Raw genomic sequence first — 17,858 nt, forward strand, 5'->3', positions numbered from 1 at the left:
GGCGAAAGTGGGACGCGCCCGTTGACTGTGACGACTGACCTGCGGCTGATCACCCTGCCCGAGCTCTCCGTGGCGCCGTTCGCGCCGGCGGTGTTTCGCGCCCAGTCCGCCCCGGTGCGGCGCACGCTGCTCGACATCGTCGAGGAGACGGCGGCCCGGCACCCGTCGGCGGCGGCGATCGACGACGGGTCGCGGGTCCTGACGTACCGGCAGCTGGCCGACGAGATCGAGGCGCTGCGGCAGACGCTGGCCGGGCACGGCATCGGCGTGGGTGACCGGGTCGGTGTGCGGATCGCGTCCGGCTCGGCCGAGCTCTATCTGGCGATTCTCGGCGTGCTGGCGGCCGGCGCGGCCTATGTCCCGGTCGACGCGGACGATCCCGACGAGCGCGCGCAGGTCGTCTTCCGCGAGGCCGGCGTGTGTGCGGTCCTGGGCGAGGGGCTCACCTTGCGCGGAACGCCGCGCGGGACCCAGCAGAGGCCGGGACCGGACGACGACGCCTGGATCATCTTCACCTCCGGCTCCACGGGTACGCCCAAGGGCGTCGCCGTCACCCACGGGTCGGCCGCCGCGTTCGTCGACGCCGAGGCGGAGCTGTTCCTGCGGGGTGAGCCGATCGGCCCGGGCGACCGGGTGCTGGCCGGGCTCTCCGTGGCGTTCGACGCCTCGTGCGAGGAGATGTGGCTGGCGTGGCGGCACGGCGCGTGCCTGGTGCCCGCGCAGCGGTCGCTCGTGCGCAGCGGCGTCGATCTCGGCCCGTGGCTGGCCGGGCAGCGGATCACGGTCGTGTCGACGGTGCCGACGCTGGCGTCGCTGTGGCCGGTCGAGGCGCTCGACGACGTACGGCTGCTGATCTTCGGGGGTGAGGCGTGCCCGCCCGAGCTGGCCGAGCGGCTGGCCGTCGAGGGGCGCGAGGTCTGGAACACGTACGGGCCGACCGAGGCGACCGTCGTCGCCTGCGCCGCCCGGCTGACCGGCGAGGGGCCCGTGCGCATCGGGCTGCCGCTGCACGGCTGGGAGCTCGTGGTCGTCGGGCCGGACGGGCTGCCTGTGGCCATGGGTGAGACCGGTGAGCTGGTCATCGGCGGCGTGGGCCTGGCCCGCTATCTGGACGCGGAGAAGGATGCCGCGAAGTTCGCGCCGCTGCCCGCGCTGGGCTGGGAGCGGGCCTACCGCAGCGGCGACATCGTGCGGGCCGAGCCCGAGGGGCTGCTCTTCCTGGGGCGCGGCGACGAGCAGATCAAGCTCGGCGGCCGCCGGATCGAGCTGGGCGAGGTCGACGCGGCGCTGTCGGCGCTGCCCGGGGTCGCCGGCGCGGCCGCCGCCGTCAAGACGACTGCCGCGGGCAACCAACTGCTTGTCGGTTACATCGTCCTGCAAGACGACGCGGACTTCGACAAGACGGCCGCCACCGAGCAGCTCCGCGAGCACCTGCCCGCCGCCCTGGTCCCGCTGCTGGCCGTGATCGACGACCTGCCCACCAAGACGTCGGGCAAGGTCGACCGCGCTCTGCTGCCCTGGCCATTGGCCGTGGAAACCGAGGGAGAGCTCACCGACACCGAGGACTGGCTGGCCACCGGCTGGGAGCAGATCCTCGGCGTACGCCCGGCCGCCCCCGACGCCGACTTCTTCACCAGCGGCGGCGGCAGCCTCACCGCGGCGCAGCTGGTCGCGTACATCCGCCGGGTCCACCCCCAGGCCTCGGTCGCCGACATCTACCAGCACCCGGGCCTGGGCGCCCTCGCCGCGCGCCTGGACGGCATGGAGGCCACCTCCGCCGTACGCCCGGACGTCCGCCCCACCCCGCGCCGCGCCGGCCTGCTCCAGGCCGTCCTCCTGCTGCCCATGCTCGTCTTCGTCGGCCTGCGCTGGACAACCGTGCTGGCGGCCGTCAGCAACCTTGTTCTGCCCTGGGCGCCGCATGTGTCGTGGTGGTGGGTCGTGGCCGGCTGGGTCCTGCTGTTCAGCCCGCCCGCGCGCATCGGCCTGGCGGCGGGCGCGGCCCGGCTGCTGCTGCGCGGCGTGGGCCCCGGCGACCACCCGCGCGGCGGCAGCGTGCACCTGCGCCTGTGGGCGGCCGAGCGGTTCGCCGACCTCACCGGGGCGACCGGCGTCGCCGGGGCGTCCTGGATGACCACGTACGCCCGGCTGCTCGGCGCCCAGCTCGGCCCCGACGTCGACCTGCACGCGGCGCCGCCCGTCACCGGCCTGCTCAAGCTGGGCCGGGGCGCGGCCGTCGAGCCCGAGGCCGACCTGTCCGGCCACTGGGTCGACGGCGACGTGGTGCACGTCGGCCGCATCCGCATCGGGGCCGGCGCCGTGGTCGGCGCCCGCAGCACGCTCATGCCCGGCGCCCGCGTGGCCAAGGGCGCTCGCGTCGCGCCGGGGACCACGGTGTCCGGCGCGGTCCGGGCCCCTCGCACGCCGAAGGGCGACTGGCCGGCCGAGCGGCCCGGGCGGTCGCGGGTCTGGCCCACGATCTACGGGCTCACCGGCCAGGTGCTGAGCCTGGTGCCGGCCGTGGCTGCTCTGCCCGGCATCGCGCTCCTGGCCTCGGCCGTCCGGGACGGGCGGGACCTCGGAGCCGCCCTCGCGCTCACGCCGGTCGCGGCCGTTGCCTGGTTCCTCGCGTACGCCCTCCTGGTCCTGGCCGGTGTCCGGCTGCTCGGCGTCGGCCTGCGCGAGGGCTACCACCCCGTGCAGGGTCGCGTGGCGTGGCAGGTGTGGGCCACCGAGCGGCTGATGGCCATGGCCCGGATCGGGCTGTTCCCCCTGTACGCCAGCCTGTTCACCCCCGTCTGGCTGCGCCTGCTCGGGGCGAAGGTCGGGCGCAACGTCGAGGCGTCGACCGTGCTCGCGGTGCCGGCCATGACGACGGTCGAGGACGGGGCGTTCCTGGCCGACGACACGATGGTCGCCACGTACGAGCTGAGCCACGGGTGGCTGCGCATCGCCCCCGCCCGCATCGGCAAGCAGGCGTTCCTGGGCAACTCGGGGATGACGGCGCCCGGGCGTTCCGTACCGAAGCGGGGTCTGGTCGGGGTTCTGTCGTCGGCGCCGCGCAAGGCGAAGAAGGGCTCCTCGTGGCTCGGCTCGCCGCCGATGCCGCTGCGCCGCACGGTCGAGTCGGCCGACGCGAGCCGCACGTACGCGCCGCCGGTCCGGCTCAAGGTGGCGCGGGCGGCGGTCGAGCTGTGCCGCATCGTTCCGGTGATGGGCAGCGCGGCTCTCGGCGTACTCGTGGTGTGGGGCTTGCTCGCGACCTGGACCGCCGCCGGGGCGTGGGCCGCCGCGCTCGTGGCCGGGCCGGTCCTGCTGCTCGCGGGTCTGGTCGCCGCGGCGGTCGCGACGCTGGCGAAGTGGCTGATCGTGGGCCGGTTCCGGGTCGGCGACCGCGCGCTGTGGACGTCGTTCGTGTGGCGCAACGAGCTGGCCGACACGTTCGTCGAGGTGCTGGGCGTGCCGTGGCTGGTCCGCTTCGCCACCGGCACGCCGCTGCTCGCGGCCTGGCTGCGGTCGCTGGGCGCCACGATCGGTCGCGGTGTGTGGCTGGAGACCTACTGGCTGCCCGAGTACGACCTCGTGCGCCTCGGTGACGGCGCCACGGTGAACCGCGGTTGTGTGGTCCAGACCCACTTGTTCCATGATCGTGTGATGAGCATGGACGAGGTGACCTTCTCCGCGGGTGCGGCGCTCGGTCCGCACAGCATCGTGCTGCCCGGGGCGAGCCTGGGCGCGCGCACCACGGTCGGGCCCGGGTCGCTGGTCACCCGGGGTGACGCGGTGCCGGCCGACTCGCGCTGGCTGGGCAACCCGATCGCGATCTGGCGCTCATGACCCCGAAGGCTCCGGGACCCCGCGGCGCCAAGCCCGGGGCCGAGCACTCGGCCGACTCCTACCTGCCCGGCCACGGCAACGGCGGCTACACGGTCCAGCACTACGACCTGGACCTGGACTACCGGATCGCCACCAACCGGCTCGCCGGCAAGGCGTCGATCACCGCGACGGCGACGCACGCGCTGTCGCGGTTCGCGCTCGACCTGGGCAGCTTCCGGGTCCAGGACGTGCGCGTCGACGGCTGGCCCGCGAAGCACACCCAGCGCGGCCACAAGCTGTCGATCAAGCCGCAGCGGCCGATCGACGCGGGCGAGACGTTCCGCGTCGACGTGCGCTACGCGGGCACGCCACATCCGATCAGCGGCCGGTGGGGCGACATCGGCTGGGACGAGCTGACCGACGGCGTGCTCGTCGCCAGCCAGCCCATCGGGGCGCCCTCCTGGTTCCCGTGCAACGACCAGCCCGGCGACAAGGCGACCTTCCGGGTGGCGCTCACGGTCGCGTCGCCCTACACCGTCGTGGTGACCGGCGACCTCGTCTCCAAGTGGCGCGGCGCCGGCTCGACCCGCTGGGTCCACGAGCGCCGCGAGCCCACCTCGCCCTACCTGATGAGCGTGCAGATCGGCCGCTACGAACAGCGCGAGCTGGCGGCCGGGCCGGTGGTGCAGCGCGCTTTTCTTCCCGCCCGGTTGCGCACCCCCTTCTCGTACGACTTCGGCCGCCACGCCGAGATCATGACGGCGCTGACCCAGTTCTTCGGCCCGTACCCCTTCTCCGAGTACGTGGTCGTGGTCGCCGACGACGACCTGGACGACCCGGTCGAGGCGCAGGGCATGGCCGTCTTCGGGGCGAACCATGTCGACGGGATGCGCACGCACGAACGACTCGTGGTGCACGAGCTGGCGCATCAGTGGTTCGGCAACAGCCTGACGGTCGCCGACTGGCGCCACATCTGGCTCAACGAGGGCTTCGCCACGTACGCGGAATGGTTGTGGTCCGAATCGGCGGGCGACCTGTCCGCCGACGCCCTCGCCGCCCGCTGGCACCACATCGTGGCCTCCCGTCCCGGCGGCATCACCGTCGCCGACCCGGGCGTCGCCCGCATGTTCGACCCGCTGGTCTACAAGCGCGGGGCGCTGACGTTGCACGCGCTGCGCCACAAGATCGGCAGCGGGCAGTTCTTCCCGCTGATGCGCTCGTGGGTCGCCGAGCACCGGCACGGGCTGGTGACGACGGCCGAGTTCCGGGCGCACGCCCAGCGGTTCTCCCGCGAGCCGCTGGACGCGCTGTTCACGGCGTGGCTGGACCGCCCGGCCCTGCCGCCCCTCCCCCGTCGCCTTTGAGGAAACTGCCCCAGGCGGTCTCGAACCGGCTGCGCAGGTCGTGCAGCCGCTCGACGGGCTCGTTGGCGAACACCAGACGCAGATACTTGTCGCCGGAGGGGCCCCAGCCGGCCATCGGGGTCGCGGCGACCCGGCCGCGGGTGAAGAGCAGCTCGGACGCGTCGGCCGGCGACAGCCCGATCCGGGTGGTGTCGATGAGCAGCGACCACCCGCCGTCGGGCGGGACGACCGGGAGCCCGGACAGCTGGTTCACGATCACGTCGCGCCGCTGCCGCCAGGTGTCCACGGCGCGCCGGACGTCCTCCTCGGCGTCCGGGGCGGTGAGCGCGGCGGCGACCGCCTCCTGCGCGAGCCCGACCGGGCACACGACGTTGGTGAGACCGACCAGGTTGATGTCGGCGATGATGCTTTCCGGACCGGCGACCCAGCCGACCCGCCAGCCGATCATCCTGAGCTCCTTGGACGCGGCGCCGACCGTGATCGTCCGCTCGGCCAGCCCCGGGACCCGCGCCGGATGCACCCGCTCGGCGCCGTCGAACCGGATGCGCTCCATGGCCGCGTCGTAGATCAGCCAGGCCCGGTGACCGTCGAGCACCCGCGCGAGCGCCGCCCAGTGGGCCCGGCCCAGCACCGAGCCGGTCGGCATGGCGGGCGACATCATCAGCACGGCGGCCGTACGGGCGGTGACGGCGGCGGCCAGCTCCTCCGGATCGAGCGTCCACCCGGTCGCCGAGGCGGTGAGCGGCACGAACCGCGGGACGCCTCCGGCGAGCCGGACTCTGTTCACCAGGCCGGCATAGATGGGATCGACCAGGACGACCTCGTCGCCCGGCTCGACGGTGGCCAGCAGGGTGTTGAGCACGCCGTTGAGCCCGCCGGCGGTGACGACGCACTCGCGCAGCGGATCGTAGAACCGGCCCGCCTGCCGCCCGACGTGCTCGGCGGCGGCCCGCCGGAGCGATACGCCGCCCTGGAACGGCAGGTAGCTGTTCGCCTCGTCCTCGTCGACCGCCGCCCGGGTCCGTTCCAGCGCGACCGCGGGCGGGCGGATGTCGGTGTCGAGGTTCTCCAGTCTCAGCAGAGCGGGGTCCTGCTCCCGGTCGGCCCGGTCGCCGAGCTGGTCGACCCCGATGCCGGGAATGTGCCGCAGGCGGCTCACGGGCACGGCGGCTCCTTCGTCCGGGCCGGAACGACAGGTCAGGCGGCCGTGCACTCCGGGTCGGTGGAGGGCTGCGGCGCGGGCGGGTCGGCGACCACGGGATCCAGTGCCGTGTTCACGACACCTCCGTCGCCGGCCGCCAGGACGAGGAGCCGGTAGTCCTGGTAGCCGGGGCGGATCTCGTAACCCTCGGGCGCGGTGAAGTGCACCTGGTAGAGCCCGCCCGGGATGCGCAGCGAGATCCAGCCCTCGGCGCAGGTGTGGACCGTGCGCCACGTCTTCTCGACGCCGTCGCGCAGGTAGGTGAAGGTGATGCCGGCCCCGGGCAGCGTCCCGTTCTTCAGCAGGGCGGTCACCGTGTAGCCCGCGTCGCCGTACACCACCGGGGTCTGCACCCGGACGCTGTTGTCCGCCGGGTTGCGCTCGCGCTCGGTGGTGAACCGGTAGGAGGCCCAGGCGACGCCCTCCACGTCGGCCTCGTTGGCGAAGATGACGCTCTGCCAGAACTCCCGCGACTCCCCCGGGGCCAGCTCGAAGGGGGCCAGCTGGGTCAGGTCCTGGTTGCCGGGGCTCCAATAGATGTTGTGCGAGGCGAGATCCGTCAGCCGGACGTCCCGCGCCGGGCCCCGGCCCGTGTTGGTCACCGTCAGGTAGTACCACGCCCCGTCGCCCACGGTCGGCGGCGTGGCCCCGGTGACCTGGAGCTCCGCGGTCACGCGCAGGTCGGGCCGCGGTGCCGGTGATTGGGCGTACGCCGGAGAGCTGCCGGCCAGCACGCACAGCGCCGCCGCGGCGCCCGCGAAAGTCCGTCGCATCGTCAAGTCCCCCCGTGGGATCGAACGGTCGTCCCGGCAGCGTAGGCCTCCATTGTGGAAACCGCCACGTCCACAGTGACGCTCGTCACGCGCCAGACGGGAAGATCGAGTCGGCCGGGGGGCTTCTCGTGTCTGCACACGCAGAGGGAGGCACGACATGAGCAACGCTTTCGAACCCGTCCAGGTGGGCCGCTACCGCGCGAGCACGGCGATCGTGATGGCGCCGATGACGCGCAGCCGGGCGTACGGGGAAGGCGCCAGCCCTACCGACCTGATGGCGACCTACTACGGCCAGCGCGCCGGGGCGGGCCTGATCGTCACCGAGGGCATCCAGCCGTCCGCCGTCGGACAGGGCTACATGAACACGCCTGGCCTGCACAGCGCCGAGCAGGTGGCGGCGTGGCAGAAGGTGACCGACGCGGTGCACGAGGGCGACGGCCTGATCTTCGCCCAGCTCATGCACACCGGTCGCATCGGCCACCCCAGCCTGTACGCCGGGGATGCCGGCCTGAGCCCGGTCGGCGCCTCCCCCGTCAAGGCCGCGGGCCAGGCGTTCACGCCGGACGGGCCGCAGGACCACGTCGAGCCGCGCGAGCTGACGGGCGACGAGATCCGGGCCACCATCGCCGACTTCGCCGACGCGGCCCGCAACGCGATCGCGGCCGGGTTCGACGGGGTGGAGATCCACGGGGCGAACGGCTACCTGCTGCACCAGTTCCTGTCCACCAACGCCAACCTGCGGACGGACGAGTGGGGCGGCGAGGGCCGCATCCGCCTGGTTGTCGAGGTGGCGCGGGCGGTGGCCGACGCGATCGGCGCCGACCGGACCGGGCTGCGCCTCTCGCCGGGCAACGGGCTCGGCGACCTCGTCGAGGACGGGCACCGGGAGACGTACGCGGCTCTGCTGGACGAGCTGAACCCGCTGGGCCTCGCCTACCTGCACGTCATGGAGGGCCCGGACACCGAGTTCACCCCGCAGCTGCGCGAGCGGTGGACCGGCACGTTCATCCTCAACCCGTACACGCCGGGGGCCTACACCGGGCCGGAGCACCTGAAGCTGGTCGAGTCCGGCGCGGCCGACCTCGTCTCCTACGGCGCCCTCTTCCTGGCCAACCCGGACCTGGTCGAGCGGCTGCGCGCGGGCGGCCCCTTCAACACGCCGGATTACACCAAGGCGTACGGCGGCGACCACGAGGGCTACACGGACTACCCGGTCCTCGCCTGACGATCCCGGGCCGGGCGTCGATGGCGCCCGGCCCTACTCCCGGCCCGCCGGGACTGACAGGCGCCCCCGGCTCGACGGAGGGCACACTGCCGGAACGCGGCTCGGTCGGCTGCTGCCGGAAGTACGCGGTGGGCGGCGGTGCGCCGCACGACCTCCATGCCGGTAGCCGCGCACACCGCCAAATCAGTCACTGCGACGAGCCGCTCGGCGAGTGCCGCGGCCACCGGCGTGATACGTGTGATGCCACCTGGCCACGGCGACGACAGGAGCACCACACATGCTCAGCGAGAGTGAGCGTCTCCAGGCCTATCCCTGGCTGGCCAGACTCGGCAAAGTCGAGCGCCACCTCGCCGGGCTGCGCCGGCAGCTCACTGACACGGACGCCGCTGTGGCCGACGGGAGCGGGCTGGGCTGGTTCGACCGTCACCTGGGCGGCTTCTTCGGCAGCGACCCGCGCGGCGCTTCCTACCGCGCGGCCCGGAACGACCAGCAACGGCTGCGAGCGGAGATCGCCGTCCAGGAGGACAAGGTCGACAAGTTCTTCGACGCATTGGACGAGATCGCGCATCCTGTTCTCGTGCGCGAGGATCCCCGGTACGCCGAACTGGCCGCCGCGCACGCGCACAGCCGGCAGGCATTGGACGATTGCCGGTCGCTCGTGGGAAGCCTCGGTTCAGCGGCCTCCGCCGCCCGGGAGTTCGACCGTGCTCTGAGCCGCGCCGCGATGCAGCGGGAGCCGGGACGCCGGGACATGTTCGAGCAGCGGGCCGAGGACGCGGCGAGACGCTACGAGTCGGCTCTCAACGCCGCTCGCCAGGCGCTGCCCGGAGTCCGGACGAGCGCGGCGAGACTGCGCCGGCAAGCGCCCGCAGCGGAACATCCTCGGCCTGACAACGTGTCCGAGCCTTCCCTCGCCGGTTTCCCCAGCGCGCCACGCACCAACCATGACCGGTCCCGCGCGGTCGTCTTTCGCCGGGAGGTGGGGAGCACGGTGCGGCGTTCGATGAGGCTGTCCCGGGAGGTGGCGGCCCTCGAGCAAGTAGTCCGGAGATGGGAGCGTGACGACCGAATGGCACGCCGGAACCATCTGCGCGACGCGTTGCGCTGAGCTGGGGATGTTACCGGCGCTCGGGCGAGAACAACCGAGGCAGGGCATCGAGGCTGTTGTGGATGTAGGCCTCCACGCCGTACGCGAGGTCCTCCAGCATCATGCACCGGGCGAGGAAGAGGACCCGCCCCTCCCGCGCGGGCTCGTCGAACGCGGGGCCGAGGTCGCGGAGCAGGCGGGCCTGGTCGACGGCCGGGTCGGCGAGGGCGGCGTCGGACCAGTCGATGATGCCGGTCACCGTGCCGGCGGGGTCGACGAGGATGTGTTCGGCGCCGAGGTCGTTGTGGGCGAGGACGCGCTGCGGGGTGTCCGGTGGGGGTTCGGCACGGAGGAAGTTCTCGACCGTCCGGCGGTGTCGGGCGGGGATCACGCCGGCCACGGTGTCGTATTCGTTGCGGGCCTGGGTCAGCCACTCGTGCAGCGGCGTGTCGTCCCGGGGCAGGTCCGGTGCGGGCTGGGCGTGGAGCCAGGCGAGGAAACGGGACAGTGCGGGTACAGCCTGCTGCCGGTCGACCGGGGCGGTCAGGAGCGGCGTGCCGGGTAGCAGGCGGTACGCGAGACAGCCCTCCCGCACATCATGAAAGAGCGGCACCGGTACGGGCAGAGGCGCGCGCGGCGCAAGAAAGCCGAGCAGCCGGGATTCAAAAGCGACGGACGACCCGAAGCGCAGCACCAGATCGTCCCCGACCAGCACCGCCGTATGGTCCAGTCCCGCCCCGAGCGGCGTCACCCGGGCGCCCACGAGCCCATGCCGCCGCAGCACGGACTCGAGCGGCGTCATGACAGGAACGTGTCGAGCACCGGCGCCAGCTCCGCCGCGAACTCGTCGAAGAAGCCGTGCCGCCCGCCCTCGGTCCAGTGCAGCGCCGCGCCCGGGATGCGGCCGGCGAGCAGCGGCGCGTTGGCGGACGGCACCATCAGGTCCTCGGTGCCGTGCAGGACCAGCGTCGGCGCCTGGATCAGGGGCAACACGTCCCAGGCGTCGTGCCGGTTGCTGGCCCGCAGGTGGGCCACGCCCTCCGCGGCGGTCATCGTCGGGTCGCCGAAGAGGTGGCTCTCGCCCGTCCACGCGTCGGTGTAGAAGAGCTTCCGCAGCGTCCGGGCGTTGGTGGCCGGGTCGGCCAGGCGGCGCCGGATCTCGGGGGTGCGTTCGAGGGCGTGCGGGCCACCCGGCGAGGTGCAGGCCAGGACCAGCCGGTCGACCAGCTCGGGGTGCCGCGCCGCCAGGTGTTGCGCGACGCGGCCGCCCATCGAGGTGCCGTACACCGCCGCCGGTGCGTCCGTCACGGATCGGAGGACGGCGGCGGCGTCCTCGGCGAACAGGACGGTGGACCAGTCGCCGACCGGGCCGCGGCTGCCGCCCGTACCCCGGTAGTCGAAGGTGACCACCCGGAAGCGGTCCTCGAAGGTCTCCCGCAGCCCGGTCCACCACACGTGCGAGTTGGCCTGACCGGCCAGCAGGAGCAGCACGGGCCCGCCGGGAAGGCCACTCTCCTGCACCGCGACGGGAAGGTCCACCTCCCGATGATCCCACTAGCGGGCGAGCCACTCCTGGAGGGTGGTCTTCGCGGGCACGGCGTCGTCGCCGCCGATGATCGCGTCGCCGGGAACCGCCGCGAACAGGCCGGCCTCCGGGTCGGTGACGACCGGCCGCTGGTCCCCGTGCGCGGCGAGGACGGCCCGGCCCAGATCGTCGAGCGTGAAGACCTCGGGCCCGGCGACGTTGCGGATGCCGTTGAGCGGCGCGCCCGCGCTGACGTCGGCCACCGCCCGGGCCACGTCGGCGGCGGCCATGGGCTGCACCGGCGTGGGCGGCAGGTGGACGGCGTCCGGGCCGGGGTCCGAGGTGACGATCGTGTCGAGGAACTCGAAGAACTGCGTGGCCCGGACGATCGACCACGGCACCGGCCCGGCCGTGAGGAGCTGTTCCTGCAGCACCTTCGCCTCGTAGTAGACGAAGCCCGGCACCCGGTCCACGCCCACGATCGAGAGGATGACGGCATGGCCGACGCCGGCCTCGGCGGCCGCCGAGAGCAGGTTCTCCATGCTCGTACGGAAGAAGGCGCGCGCGGCCTCGTCGAACGTCGGCGAGTTGGTCAGGTTGACGACCACGTCCGCGCTCTCGAGCGCCTCGGGCAGCCCGGCCCCGCTGAGCAGGTCGAGCCCGGTGGACGGGGAGTGCGGGACGGCCTCGTGCCCGTCGGCCCGCAGCATTGTCACGACCTGCGAGCCGATGAGGCCGGTGCCACCGATGACGGCGATCTTCATGGGGTTTTCCTTCCGGGTTGACGGGGTTTCCGTCAGCAGGACGAGCCGGCCCCGGAGGATGTGACAGCCCTCAGGCCCCCGCGCCGCCGTCGACCGGGACGATCGCGCCGGTGACCATCGCCGCCCGGTCGCTGAGCAGCCACGCGGCGACCTCGGCGACCTCCCGGGGCGTGGCCATCCGGCCCAGGGGCGACGAGGCGTTGATCTGCTCCTTGATGCCGGGGGTCGCCGCCTCCCATTCCTCGATCATCTCGGTCGCCGTACCGCCGGGGGTGATGCCGTTCACGCGGATGCCGTCCCGGGCCCACGTCACCGCGGCGGTCTCGGTGATGCTGTTCAACGCGCGCTTCATGGCCCCGTACGCGGGAAGTGCGGGGTTGGCCCGGCGGCTGCCGATGCTCGACGTGTTGACGATCGCGCCGCCCCCGTGCGCCCGCATGAGCTGGGCCTCGGCCGTCATCGCGGTCCAGTGCGCCCGGAAGTTCACCGCGAACTGGCGGTCGATGTCCTCCTCGCTCGTCGTGTCGAGCGGCCCGGGCTGCTGGCCGGTCGCGCCGTTGTTGAACGCCCCGTCGAGCCGCCCGTGCAGCTCGCCCACGCGCTCCACGGCGGCGCGGATGCTCGTACGGTCGGCCAGGTCGAGGGCGACGGCGTCCGCGACGCCGCCGGTGGCCCGGATCTCCTTGACGACGCTGTCCAGGGCGCCGGTGTTGCGGGAGGCGAGCACGACGGTCGCGCCCTCCTCGGCGAAGAGCGTGGCCGCGGCGGCACCGATGCCGCGGCTCGCGCCGGTGATGAGGATGACCTTGTCGGCCAGCATGTCTGTCATGCCATCGAGACTCCCGGCAGCCGGGCGGCGGAGGCAGGCACAAGTGGTACCAGGATCCGGGGCCGCGCGGCGGGCACACTGGGGGCATGGACAAGCACGAGCTCGGCGCGTTCCTCACCAGCCGCCGGCAACGGCTCCGGCCGGGGGACGTGGGCCTGCCCTCGGGCCCGCGCCGCCGCACGCCCGGGCTGCGCCGCGAGGAGGTCGCCGTGCTCGCGCACATCTCGACGGAGTACTACGTCCGGCTCGAGCAAGGCCGCGCGCCCCGCCCCTCGGGCGAGGTCCTCGCCGGCATCGCGGCCGCGCTGCGGCTCACCGACGCGGAGTCCGACCACCTGCATGTGCTGGCCGGCACCGCGCCGATCCGCTCCAGCCTCCACAGCCGGGAGGTACGCCCCAGCATCCTGGCCCTGCTCGAACGCCTCCCGCAGACGGCCGGCTTCGTCACCTCGGCGGCCTACGACGTGCTCGCGTGGAACGATCTCGCCGCCGCGCTGATGGAGGACTTCGGCGAGCTGCCCCCGCGCGACCGCAACCTCGCGCGCCGCGCTTTCCTCGGCCCGCCCGGCCTGTACGGGGTCTCCGACGTCACCGAGTTCCGCCAGCACGTCGTCATGGACCTGCGCGCCACCGTCGCCCGCTACCCGGCCGACCCCGTGATCACCGGGCTCGTCGAGGAGCTGCGCACCGAGAGCGCCGACTTCGCCCGGCTCTGGGAGCGCCACGACGTCCAGGCGGCGTCGATGCTCACGAAGACCTTCCGCCACCCCCTCGTCGGCCCGATCACGGTCGACTGCGACACGATGGCCCTCACCGACCGCGACCAGCACCTCGTGCTCTACTCCGCGGCGACCGGCTCGCGCGACGCCGAGGCCCTGGCCCTCCTCGCCGTCATCGGCACCCAGCCGATCACGGCCCGGTGACCGCGGCCCCGATGTCATAGCCGTGGATCCAGCCGGCCGTCTCCGGCAGGTCCCGCAGCCGCGCGTTGCGCTCGTCGGCGGCCGGCCCGTCGGGCAGCTGAAAACAGGCCGCGTTGCCGCGCGACCCGGCCTGGATCTGCCGGGTCCGCGCTTTGCGCACCTGCTCATAGCGGTGCAGCGCCGCGGCCACGTCGTCACCGGCCGCCAGGCAGGCGGCGAGCGCGGCCGCGTCCTCGATCGCCTGGTTGCTGCCCTGCCCGGCGTGCGGCAGCATCGGGTGCGCCGCGTCGCCCAGCAGCGTGACCCGCCCGGTGCTCCACCGCCGCACCGGCTCCCGGTCGTAGAGCGCCCACCGCCCGACCTCCCCGGCCCGCCCCAGCAGCGACGTCACCGTCGCCGTCCACCCGTCGAACGCCGCGGCCGCCTCCCCCGGCGTGCTGCGCGCCGACCACGACTCGCGCGGCCGGCCCGGGTCCGGCACATAGGCCACGAAATTCACAAAATCCCCACCCCGCACCGGGTACGCCACCAGATGCCGGCCAGGCCCGAGAAAGAACGTCAGCCCATCGATGTCGCTCCCGGGCACGAGCCCCCGGAAACAGCTCGTCCCCGAGAACACCGGCGCGTCCGCCCCGGCGACATGCGCCCGCACCGCCGACCGCAGCCCGTCCGCCCCGACCACCACGTCGGCCCGCACCCGGGATCCGTCCGCGAACTCGGCCGTCACGCCGTCCGCCCCCTCCTGCACGCCCACGCAGCGACGACCCAGGACAGGCTTCCCCTCGTACGCGTCCAGCAGCACCCGATGCAGGTCGGCCCGATGCACCCCGAGAAACGGCCCGCCGAACCGCCGCTCGTACCAGTCGCCCAGCGGATGCTCGTGAAAGACGCCGCCCGTACGCCAATGCCGGAACTGAATCCGCGGCAGATTCGACGCCACGCCTCGCACCGCCGCCCCGAGCCCGAGCCCGTCCAGCACCCGCATCCCGTTGGCGCCCAGCGACACCCCGGCCCCGATCTCCGCCGGCCGGCTCTGCTGCTCGTAAACGTCGGCGTGAATCCCCCGCCCCCGCAACGCGACCGCCGCGGTCAGCCCGCCGACCCCCGCCCCCACGATCGCCACCCGCATGACCCCATCATCGCGCCGCAGAATGTCGTAGGCCCATGCCAAAGTGTGCCGATGACCGACGCTCTCGACACTGTGCTCCAGCGGGCCGCCGACCTCGCTGACTATGACGAGCTCGCGGCCACAGTGGACGCACCGGCCGCGAGCGGTGACATCCCCGACGCGAGGTAGGCAAGCGGTGCACGGTCGCGGTGCGGCACGTTGCCCCGGAGGCCGCCCGTGAGGTGCTCGACCGGCTCCTGATCGACCCCGACCCGACCGTGCGCTGGACTACCGAGCTGCAACACAGACGCCTGCCGCCCGGATGACCCGGCTAACCGGCGGCGAGGCTCGACCGCGGATCGAACGCCGCGGCGGCCAGGCCGGACAGGTGGGCGGCGAAGCCATCCGGGGCCCGGCCCACGGCCCGTGAGCTCGTCCGCACCGGGCACGACGGGTCGGTCACCACGCGCGCCCCGGCCGCCCGGGCCCGGCGTACGAAGCCCCGGTCCTCCTCCACCCGCACCGGCGGGAACCCGCCCGCCGCCCGGTAAGCGTGTGCCGAGAATCCCAGGTTCGCCCCGTGGATGTGCCCGTGCGCGGCCTTCGTGACCTGCAGCCGATATCGCGCCTCGTAGAGCGCGGGAAACCCTGGCGGCCACAGCGCCCAGTCGTCCACCTCGACCGTGCCCACGAGCACGTCGGCGTCGGTATGACCCCGCTGCCAGTCCAGCCAGTTCGCCGGCACGCGGGTGTCGGCGTCGGTGCATGCGATCCACAGGTCGTCCGGCCCGTGCCGCAAAGCGTGCGCCACCCCGGCCGCCCGCGCAAGACCGACATTTCGGAAATCGCCCGTGACAACGACCGCACCCGCCAGAGCGGCCAGCGCCGCCGTGTCGTCCTGGCAAGCGTCGGCAACCACAATCACGTCCGAGGGACGCGCACCGGCCTCGGCCAGGGCGGTCAAGCAGTCGCCGATCAACTCCTGCTCGTCATGGGCGGGCACCACGACCGCGATCCGCCTCACGCCAGACCCTCGCGCTGTGCCACCGACCGCGCCGGCCCCGTCGCCCGCGTCCACACCTCGAGCAGGAAGTCAGCCTCCTCATGCCGCGCCAGCCGGGCCAGCTCCGGCGCGGCACCCAGCGCGGCGTGCACGTCGTCCCCGGTCAGCGTGTGCTCCTCGACCGGCCACCGCCAGTGCACGGCGACGAGATCCCCGCCCGGCTCCAGCGACCGCACGGCCCGCTCGACCAGCGTGCCCAGTGTCTCGCGGTCGAAGTAGTAGCCCAGCTCCGACATCACGACCAGGTCGAACGGCCCCTCCGGCCAGTCGTCCGGCATGCGGGCCGTGCCGACAGTGACATGGCCGAGTTCCGCGACGCGAGAAGCCGCCGTCCGAGTGGCGGCCTCGACGGCGTCCACGGCCAGCAGCCGGTCGCACCGCTCCGCGAGCCGGGCGGTCAGCATGCCGGTGGAGCAGCCGGGCTCGAAGCCGGACCGGTAACGGCGCTTCGGCAGGGCGTCCGCGGTGAGTGCGTGCTTGCGCGTGTCGTACCAGCGGTTCGCGAAGTCCCACGGGTCGGCGCTGGCGGCGTACATCTGCTCGAAGTACTCGATCGGTGTGCTCATGCGAAGACCACCTCGTAGGGACGGGCGAAGCGGGCCAGGACGTGGGGCGGCAGGATGGCCGCGTCGGCCTCGGCCGGGCCGAGCGGCTCGACCTGGCTGACGAAGGCGCTGATCGCGGCGGCCTTGGCGGCCTGCTGGGCCGGGTCGAGCGACACCCGGCGGGCGCGTTCCCACGGCACGCGCTCGTCGCCGGGCTCGGCCCAGTGCCAGGTCCAGATGGGGTATTCGAGCAGCCGGGCGCCGGTCTCGGCGCACGCGCGGGCCGCGGCCCGGCCGACCGCCTCGTGGTCGGGGTGCCCGTCGCCGCGCCACGTGGCCAGGCACAAGCGGCCGGGCGTCAGCAGCGGCACGAGCGCGGCGGCCAGCGCGTCTTCGTCGATGCCGCCGTCGGGCTGGCCCAGCCGGTGCACGGGGGCGCCGGCGAGCCCGAGCCGGGTGAGCGCCTCCGCGGTCTCGGCCCGGCGCAGCTTGGCCAGTTCCAGCGGGGTGAAGACCGTCGAGCCGGGGTGCGAGGCTTCGCCGTCGGTCACCGCGACGAGCTCGGCGGCGCCCGCCCGGGCCATCAGGCCGGCCACGCCGAGCACCTCGTCGTCGGGGTGGGCGGCGACCACGAGGGGTGCCGCCGGGAAAGACAGGGGCAGCTCGGGCAGGTCGAGCCAGGACTGCCAGGCGGACTCGGGCGTGCCCAGGCCCTCGATCGCCGTCACCATGCCGGGCCCTTCCCCGCCACGAGCTTGCCCAGCGCCTCCAGGTCGGCCTCGGCGTGGCTCTGCCGCAGATAGACGGTCAGGTCGGCGACGCGCCGCGCGTGCTGCTCGTCGCGGCAGAGCGGACCGGCGCCCAGCGCGCGGCCCACCCGGTCGATGACCTCGGTCGCGGCCCGTTCCACGGTCGATCGCACGCGCAGGGCCAGGGCGAACGCGTCGCGCTTGGGGTCGGCGTCGATCTCGTCGGCCGCCGCGTCCAGCACGGCCCGGGCGGCGCCCAGGGCCACGTCGACCGCGCCGAGGTGGGCCAGGACGTGCGGGGTCGACCGGTTCGTCGCGTAGAGGGCGTCGGCGACGCCCAGGGCCCCGCCGAACCAGCAGGCCGCCACGCCGACGCCGCCGTGCCAGAAGCCGGGGCGGCCCACGTAGTCGCCGGGGCCGCCGATCGCCTCGGCCGGGGCGGCGGTGAAGCGTACGGTCCGGCTGTCACTGCCCGCCATGCCGACGGCCGGCCAGGTGCCGTCCAGCGGGGTGCCGGCGGACGTCGCGACCGCGAACAACCGGGGACCGTCGTCGGCGACCGCGGTGACCAGCGCGCGGGTGCACCATCCGGCCCCGGAGCACCACGGCCGGTCGCCGTCGAGCTGCCAGCCGTCCGCGGTGCGGGTCGCCCGTACGGACGCGGGGGCCGCCGCCCAGACGCCCCAGCGCTCCCCGGGGGAGAAAGCGGCGCCCAACTCGGCGCCGATGGCGATCGCGTCGGCATGCCCCTCCGCCAGACGCGCGTGGACCAGATCCTCGCGGGCGATGTCGACGAAGGTCTGCAGGCGGCGCCGGGTGTCACCGTGCCCCGGCAGCGGCGGATCAGGAAGATCGATCATGAGCACGAGCAGGTGGTACCCAGCGA

The 17,858-nt window shown here is 73.8% G+C and carries 15 protein-coding genes and 1 pseudogene; 5 read left to right on the top strand and 11 right to left on the bottom strand.

What is annotated here, in order from left to right; genetic code table 11:
* The first annotated feature begins 21 nt into the window (after nucleotides 1-21).
* The gene (locus tag RAN62_RS17430; protein WP_305785714.1) at nucleotides 22-3,837 is read left to right on the top strand and encodes a Pls/PosA family non-ribosomal peptide synthetase; all 3,816 of its coding nucleotides are present in this window, start codon (nucleotides 22-24) and stop codon (nucleotides 3,835-3,837) included.
* A complete protein-coding gene (locus tag RAN62_RS17435) occupies nucleotides 3,834-5,180 on the top strand; it encodes a M1 family metallopeptidase (RefSeq protein ID WP_305785715.1) in 1,347 nt (448 codons plus the stop codon). Before RAN62_RS17430 ends, RAN62_RS17435 begins: the two co-directional genes overlap by 4 nt.
* Before the next feature lie 7 nt (nucleotides 5,181-5,187).
* Here RAN62_RS17435 and RAN62_RS17440 read toward each other — a convergent pair.
* Both RAN62_RS17440 and RAN62_RS17445 read right to left on the bottom strand, forming a co-directional pair.
* Nucleotides 5,188-6,345 (bottom strand): annotated as a pseudogene (locus RAN62_RS17440) (pyridoxal phosphate-dependent aminotransferase); the annotation flags it as partial.
* 32 nt (nucleotides 6,346-6,377) lie between these two features.
* On the bottom strand, nucleotides 6,378-7,154 hold the full coding sequence (locus tag RAN62_RS17445; RefSeq protein WP_305785716.1) for a copper chaperone PCu(A)C: 777 nt from the start codon (nucleotides 7,152-7,154) through the stop codon (nucleotides 6,378-6,380).
* 157 nt (nucleotides 7,155-7,311) lie between these two features.
* Between RAN62_RS17445 and RAN62_RS17450 the strand changes: the two genes are divergently transcribed.
* Nucleotides 7,312-8,379 carry an alkene reductase gene (locus RAN62_RS17450; protein ID WP_305785717.1) on the top strand — a complete coding sequence of 356 codons (1,068 nt, stop codon included), beginning with the start codon at nucleotides 7,312-7,314 and terminating at the stop codon, nucleotides 8,377-8,379.
* Between the two features lie 388 nt (nucleotides 8,380-8,767).
* Nucleotides 8,768-9,487, top strand: coding sequence for a hypothetical protein (locus RAN62_RS17455; RefSeq protein ID WP_305785718.1), 720 nt, complete (start codon nucleotides 8,768-8,770; stop codon nucleotides 9,485-9,487).
* A gap of 10 nt (nucleotides 9,488-9,497) precedes the next feature.
* On the opposite strand, the gene RAN62_RS17460 is transcribed toward RAN62_RS17455, so the two are convergent.
* The 4 genes from RAN62_RS17460 to RAN62_RS17475 all read right to left on the bottom strand — a co-directional run bounded on the left by RAN62_RS17460 (nucleotide 9,498) and on the right by RAN62_RS17475 (nucleotide 12,584).
* Nucleotides 9,498-10,268: a phosphotransferase family protein gene (locus RAN62_RS17460; protein ID WP_305785719.1), complete on the bottom strand. Its 771-nt coding sequence runs from the start codon at nucleotides 10,266-10,268 to the stop codon at nucleotides 9,498-9,500.
* Nucleotides 10,265-11,005 carry an alpha/beta fold hydrolase gene (locus RAN62_RS17465; protein WP_305785720.1) on the bottom strand — a complete coding sequence of 247 codons (741 nt, stop codon included), beginning with the start codon at nucleotides 11,003-11,005 and terminating at the stop codon, nucleotides 10,265-10,267. The genes RAN62_RS17460 and RAN62_RS17465 overlap by 4 nt, the downstream gene beginning before the upstream one ends.
* Nucleotides 11,006-11,020: 15 nt before the next feature.
* Entirely contained in the window at nucleotides 11,021-11,755 is a 735-nt protein-coding gene (locus RAN62_RS17470; protein WP_305785721.1) for an SDR family oxidoreductase, read from the bottom strand.
* Between the two features lie 70 nt (nucleotides 11,756-11,825).
* Nucleotides 11,826-12,584, bottom strand: a complete 759-nt coding sequence (locus tag RAN62_RS17475) for an SDR family NAD(P)-dependent oxidoreductase (RefSeq protein ID WP_305785722.1) — start codon at nucleotides 12,582-12,584, stop codon at nucleotides 11,826-11,828.
* 86 nt (nucleotides 12,585-12,670) lie between these two features.
* On the opposite strand from RAN62_RS17475, the gene RAN62_RS17480 reads away from it, so the two are divergent.
* Nucleotides 12,671-13,507, top strand: coding sequence for a helix-turn-helix transcriptional regulator (locus RAN62_RS17480; protein WP_305785723.1), 837 nt, complete (start codon nucleotides 12,671-12,673; stop codon nucleotides 13,505-13,507).
* Here RAN62_RS17480 and RAN62_RS17485 read toward each other — a convergent pair.
* The 5 genes from RAN62_RS17485 to RAN62_RS17505 all read right to left on the bottom strand — a co-directional run bounded on the left by RAN62_RS17485 (nucleotide 13,494) and on the right by RAN62_RS17505 (nucleotide 17,832).
* Nucleotides 13,494-14,636, bottom strand: coding sequence for an FAD-dependent monooxygenase (locus RAN62_RS17485; RefSeq protein ID WP_305785724.1), 1,143 nt, complete (start codon nucleotides 14,634-14,636; stop codon nucleotides 13,494-13,496). The two genes, RAN62_RS17480 and RAN62_RS17485, sit on opposite strands and share 14 nt — an antisense overlap.
* A 310-nt stretch (nucleotides 14,637-14,946) precedes the next feature.
* Nucleotides 14,947-15,639 (bottom strand): glycosyltransferase family 2 protein, encoded by a 693-nt coding sequence (locus RAN62_RS17490; protein ID WP_305785725.1) that lies wholly within the window; start codon nucleotides 15,637-15,639, stop codon nucleotides 14,947-14,949.
* On the bottom strand, nucleotides 15,636-16,244 hold the full coding sequence (locus tag RAN62_RS17495) for a methyltransferase domain-containing protein (RefSeq protein WP_305785726.1): 609 nt from the start codon (nucleotides 16,242-16,244) through the stop codon (nucleotides 15,636-15,638). The genes RAN62_RS17490 and RAN62_RS17495 overlap by 4 nt, the downstream gene beginning before the upstream one ends.
* Nucleotides 16,241-16,954 (bottom strand): PIG-L deacetylase family protein, encoded by a 714-nt coding sequence (locus RAN62_RS17500; protein WP_305785727.1) that lies wholly within the window; start codon nucleotides 16,952-16,954, stop codon nucleotides 16,241-16,243. The genes RAN62_RS17495 and RAN62_RS17500 overlap by 4 nt, the downstream gene beginning before the upstream one ends.
* Entirely contained in the window at nucleotides 16,948-17,832 is an 885-nt protein-coding gene (locus RAN62_RS17505; RefSeq protein WP_305785728.1) for an acyl-CoA dehydrogenase family protein, read from the bottom strand. Before RAN62_RS17505 ends, RAN62_RS17500 begins: the two co-directional genes overlap by 7 nt.
* Between the last annotated feature and the right edge of the window lie 26 nt (nucleotides 17,833-17,858).

Source organism: Symbioplanes lichenis, from assembly GCF_030709675.1.
GTDB classification, from domain to species: Bacteria; Actinomycetota; Actinomycetes; order Mycobacteriales; family Micromonosporaceae; genus Actinoplanes; species Actinoplanes lichenis.

Bases quoted from the DNA above. Each gene is read 5' to 3' on its own strand.
- RAN62_RS17485 (WP_305785724.1), bottom strand. From the start codon at position 14,636: ATGCGGGTGGCGATCGTGGGGGCGGGGGTCGGCGGGCTGACCGCGGCG.
- RAN62_RS17450 (WP_305785717.1), top strand. From the start codon at position 7,312: ATGAGCAACGCTTTCGAACCCGTCCAGGTGGGCCGCTACCGCGCGAGC.
- RAN62_RS17480 (WP_305785723.1), top strand. From the start codon at position 12,671: ATGGACAAGCACGAGCTCGGCGCGTTCCTCACCAGCCGCCGGCAACGG.
- RAN62_RS17500 (WP_305785727.1), bottom strand. From the start codon at position 16,954: ATGGTGACGGCGATCGAGGGCCTGGGCACGCCCGAGTCCGCCTGGCAG.
- RAN62_RS17435 (WP_305785715.1), top strand. From the start codon at position 3,834: ATGACCCCGAAGGCTCCGGGACCCCGCGGCGCCAAGCCCGGGGCCGAG.
- RAN62_RS17495 (WP_305785726.1), bottom strand. From the start codon at position 16,244: ATGAGCACACCGATCGAGTACTTCGAGCAGATGTACGCCGCCAGCGCC.
- RAN62_RS17460 (WP_305785719.1), bottom strand. From the start codon at position 10,268: ATGACGCCGCTCGAGTCCGTGCTGCGGCGGCATGGGCTCGTGGGCGCC.
- RAN62_RS17445 (WP_305785716.1), bottom strand. From the start codon at position 7,154: ATGCGACGGACTTTCGCGGGCGCCGCGGCGGCGCTGTGCGTGCTGGCC.
- RAN62_RS17470 (WP_305785721.1), bottom strand. From the start codon at position 11,755: ATGAAGATCGCCGTCATCGGTGGCACCGGCCTCATCGGCTCGCAGGTC.
- RAN62_RS17505 (WP_305785728.1), bottom strand. From the start codon at position 17,832: ATGATCGATCTTCCTGATCCGCCGCTGCCGGGGCACGGTGACACCCGG.
- RAN62_RS17475 (WP_305785722.1), bottom strand. From the start codon at position 12,584: ATGACAGACATGCTGGCCGACAAGGTCATCCTCATCACCGGCGCGAGC.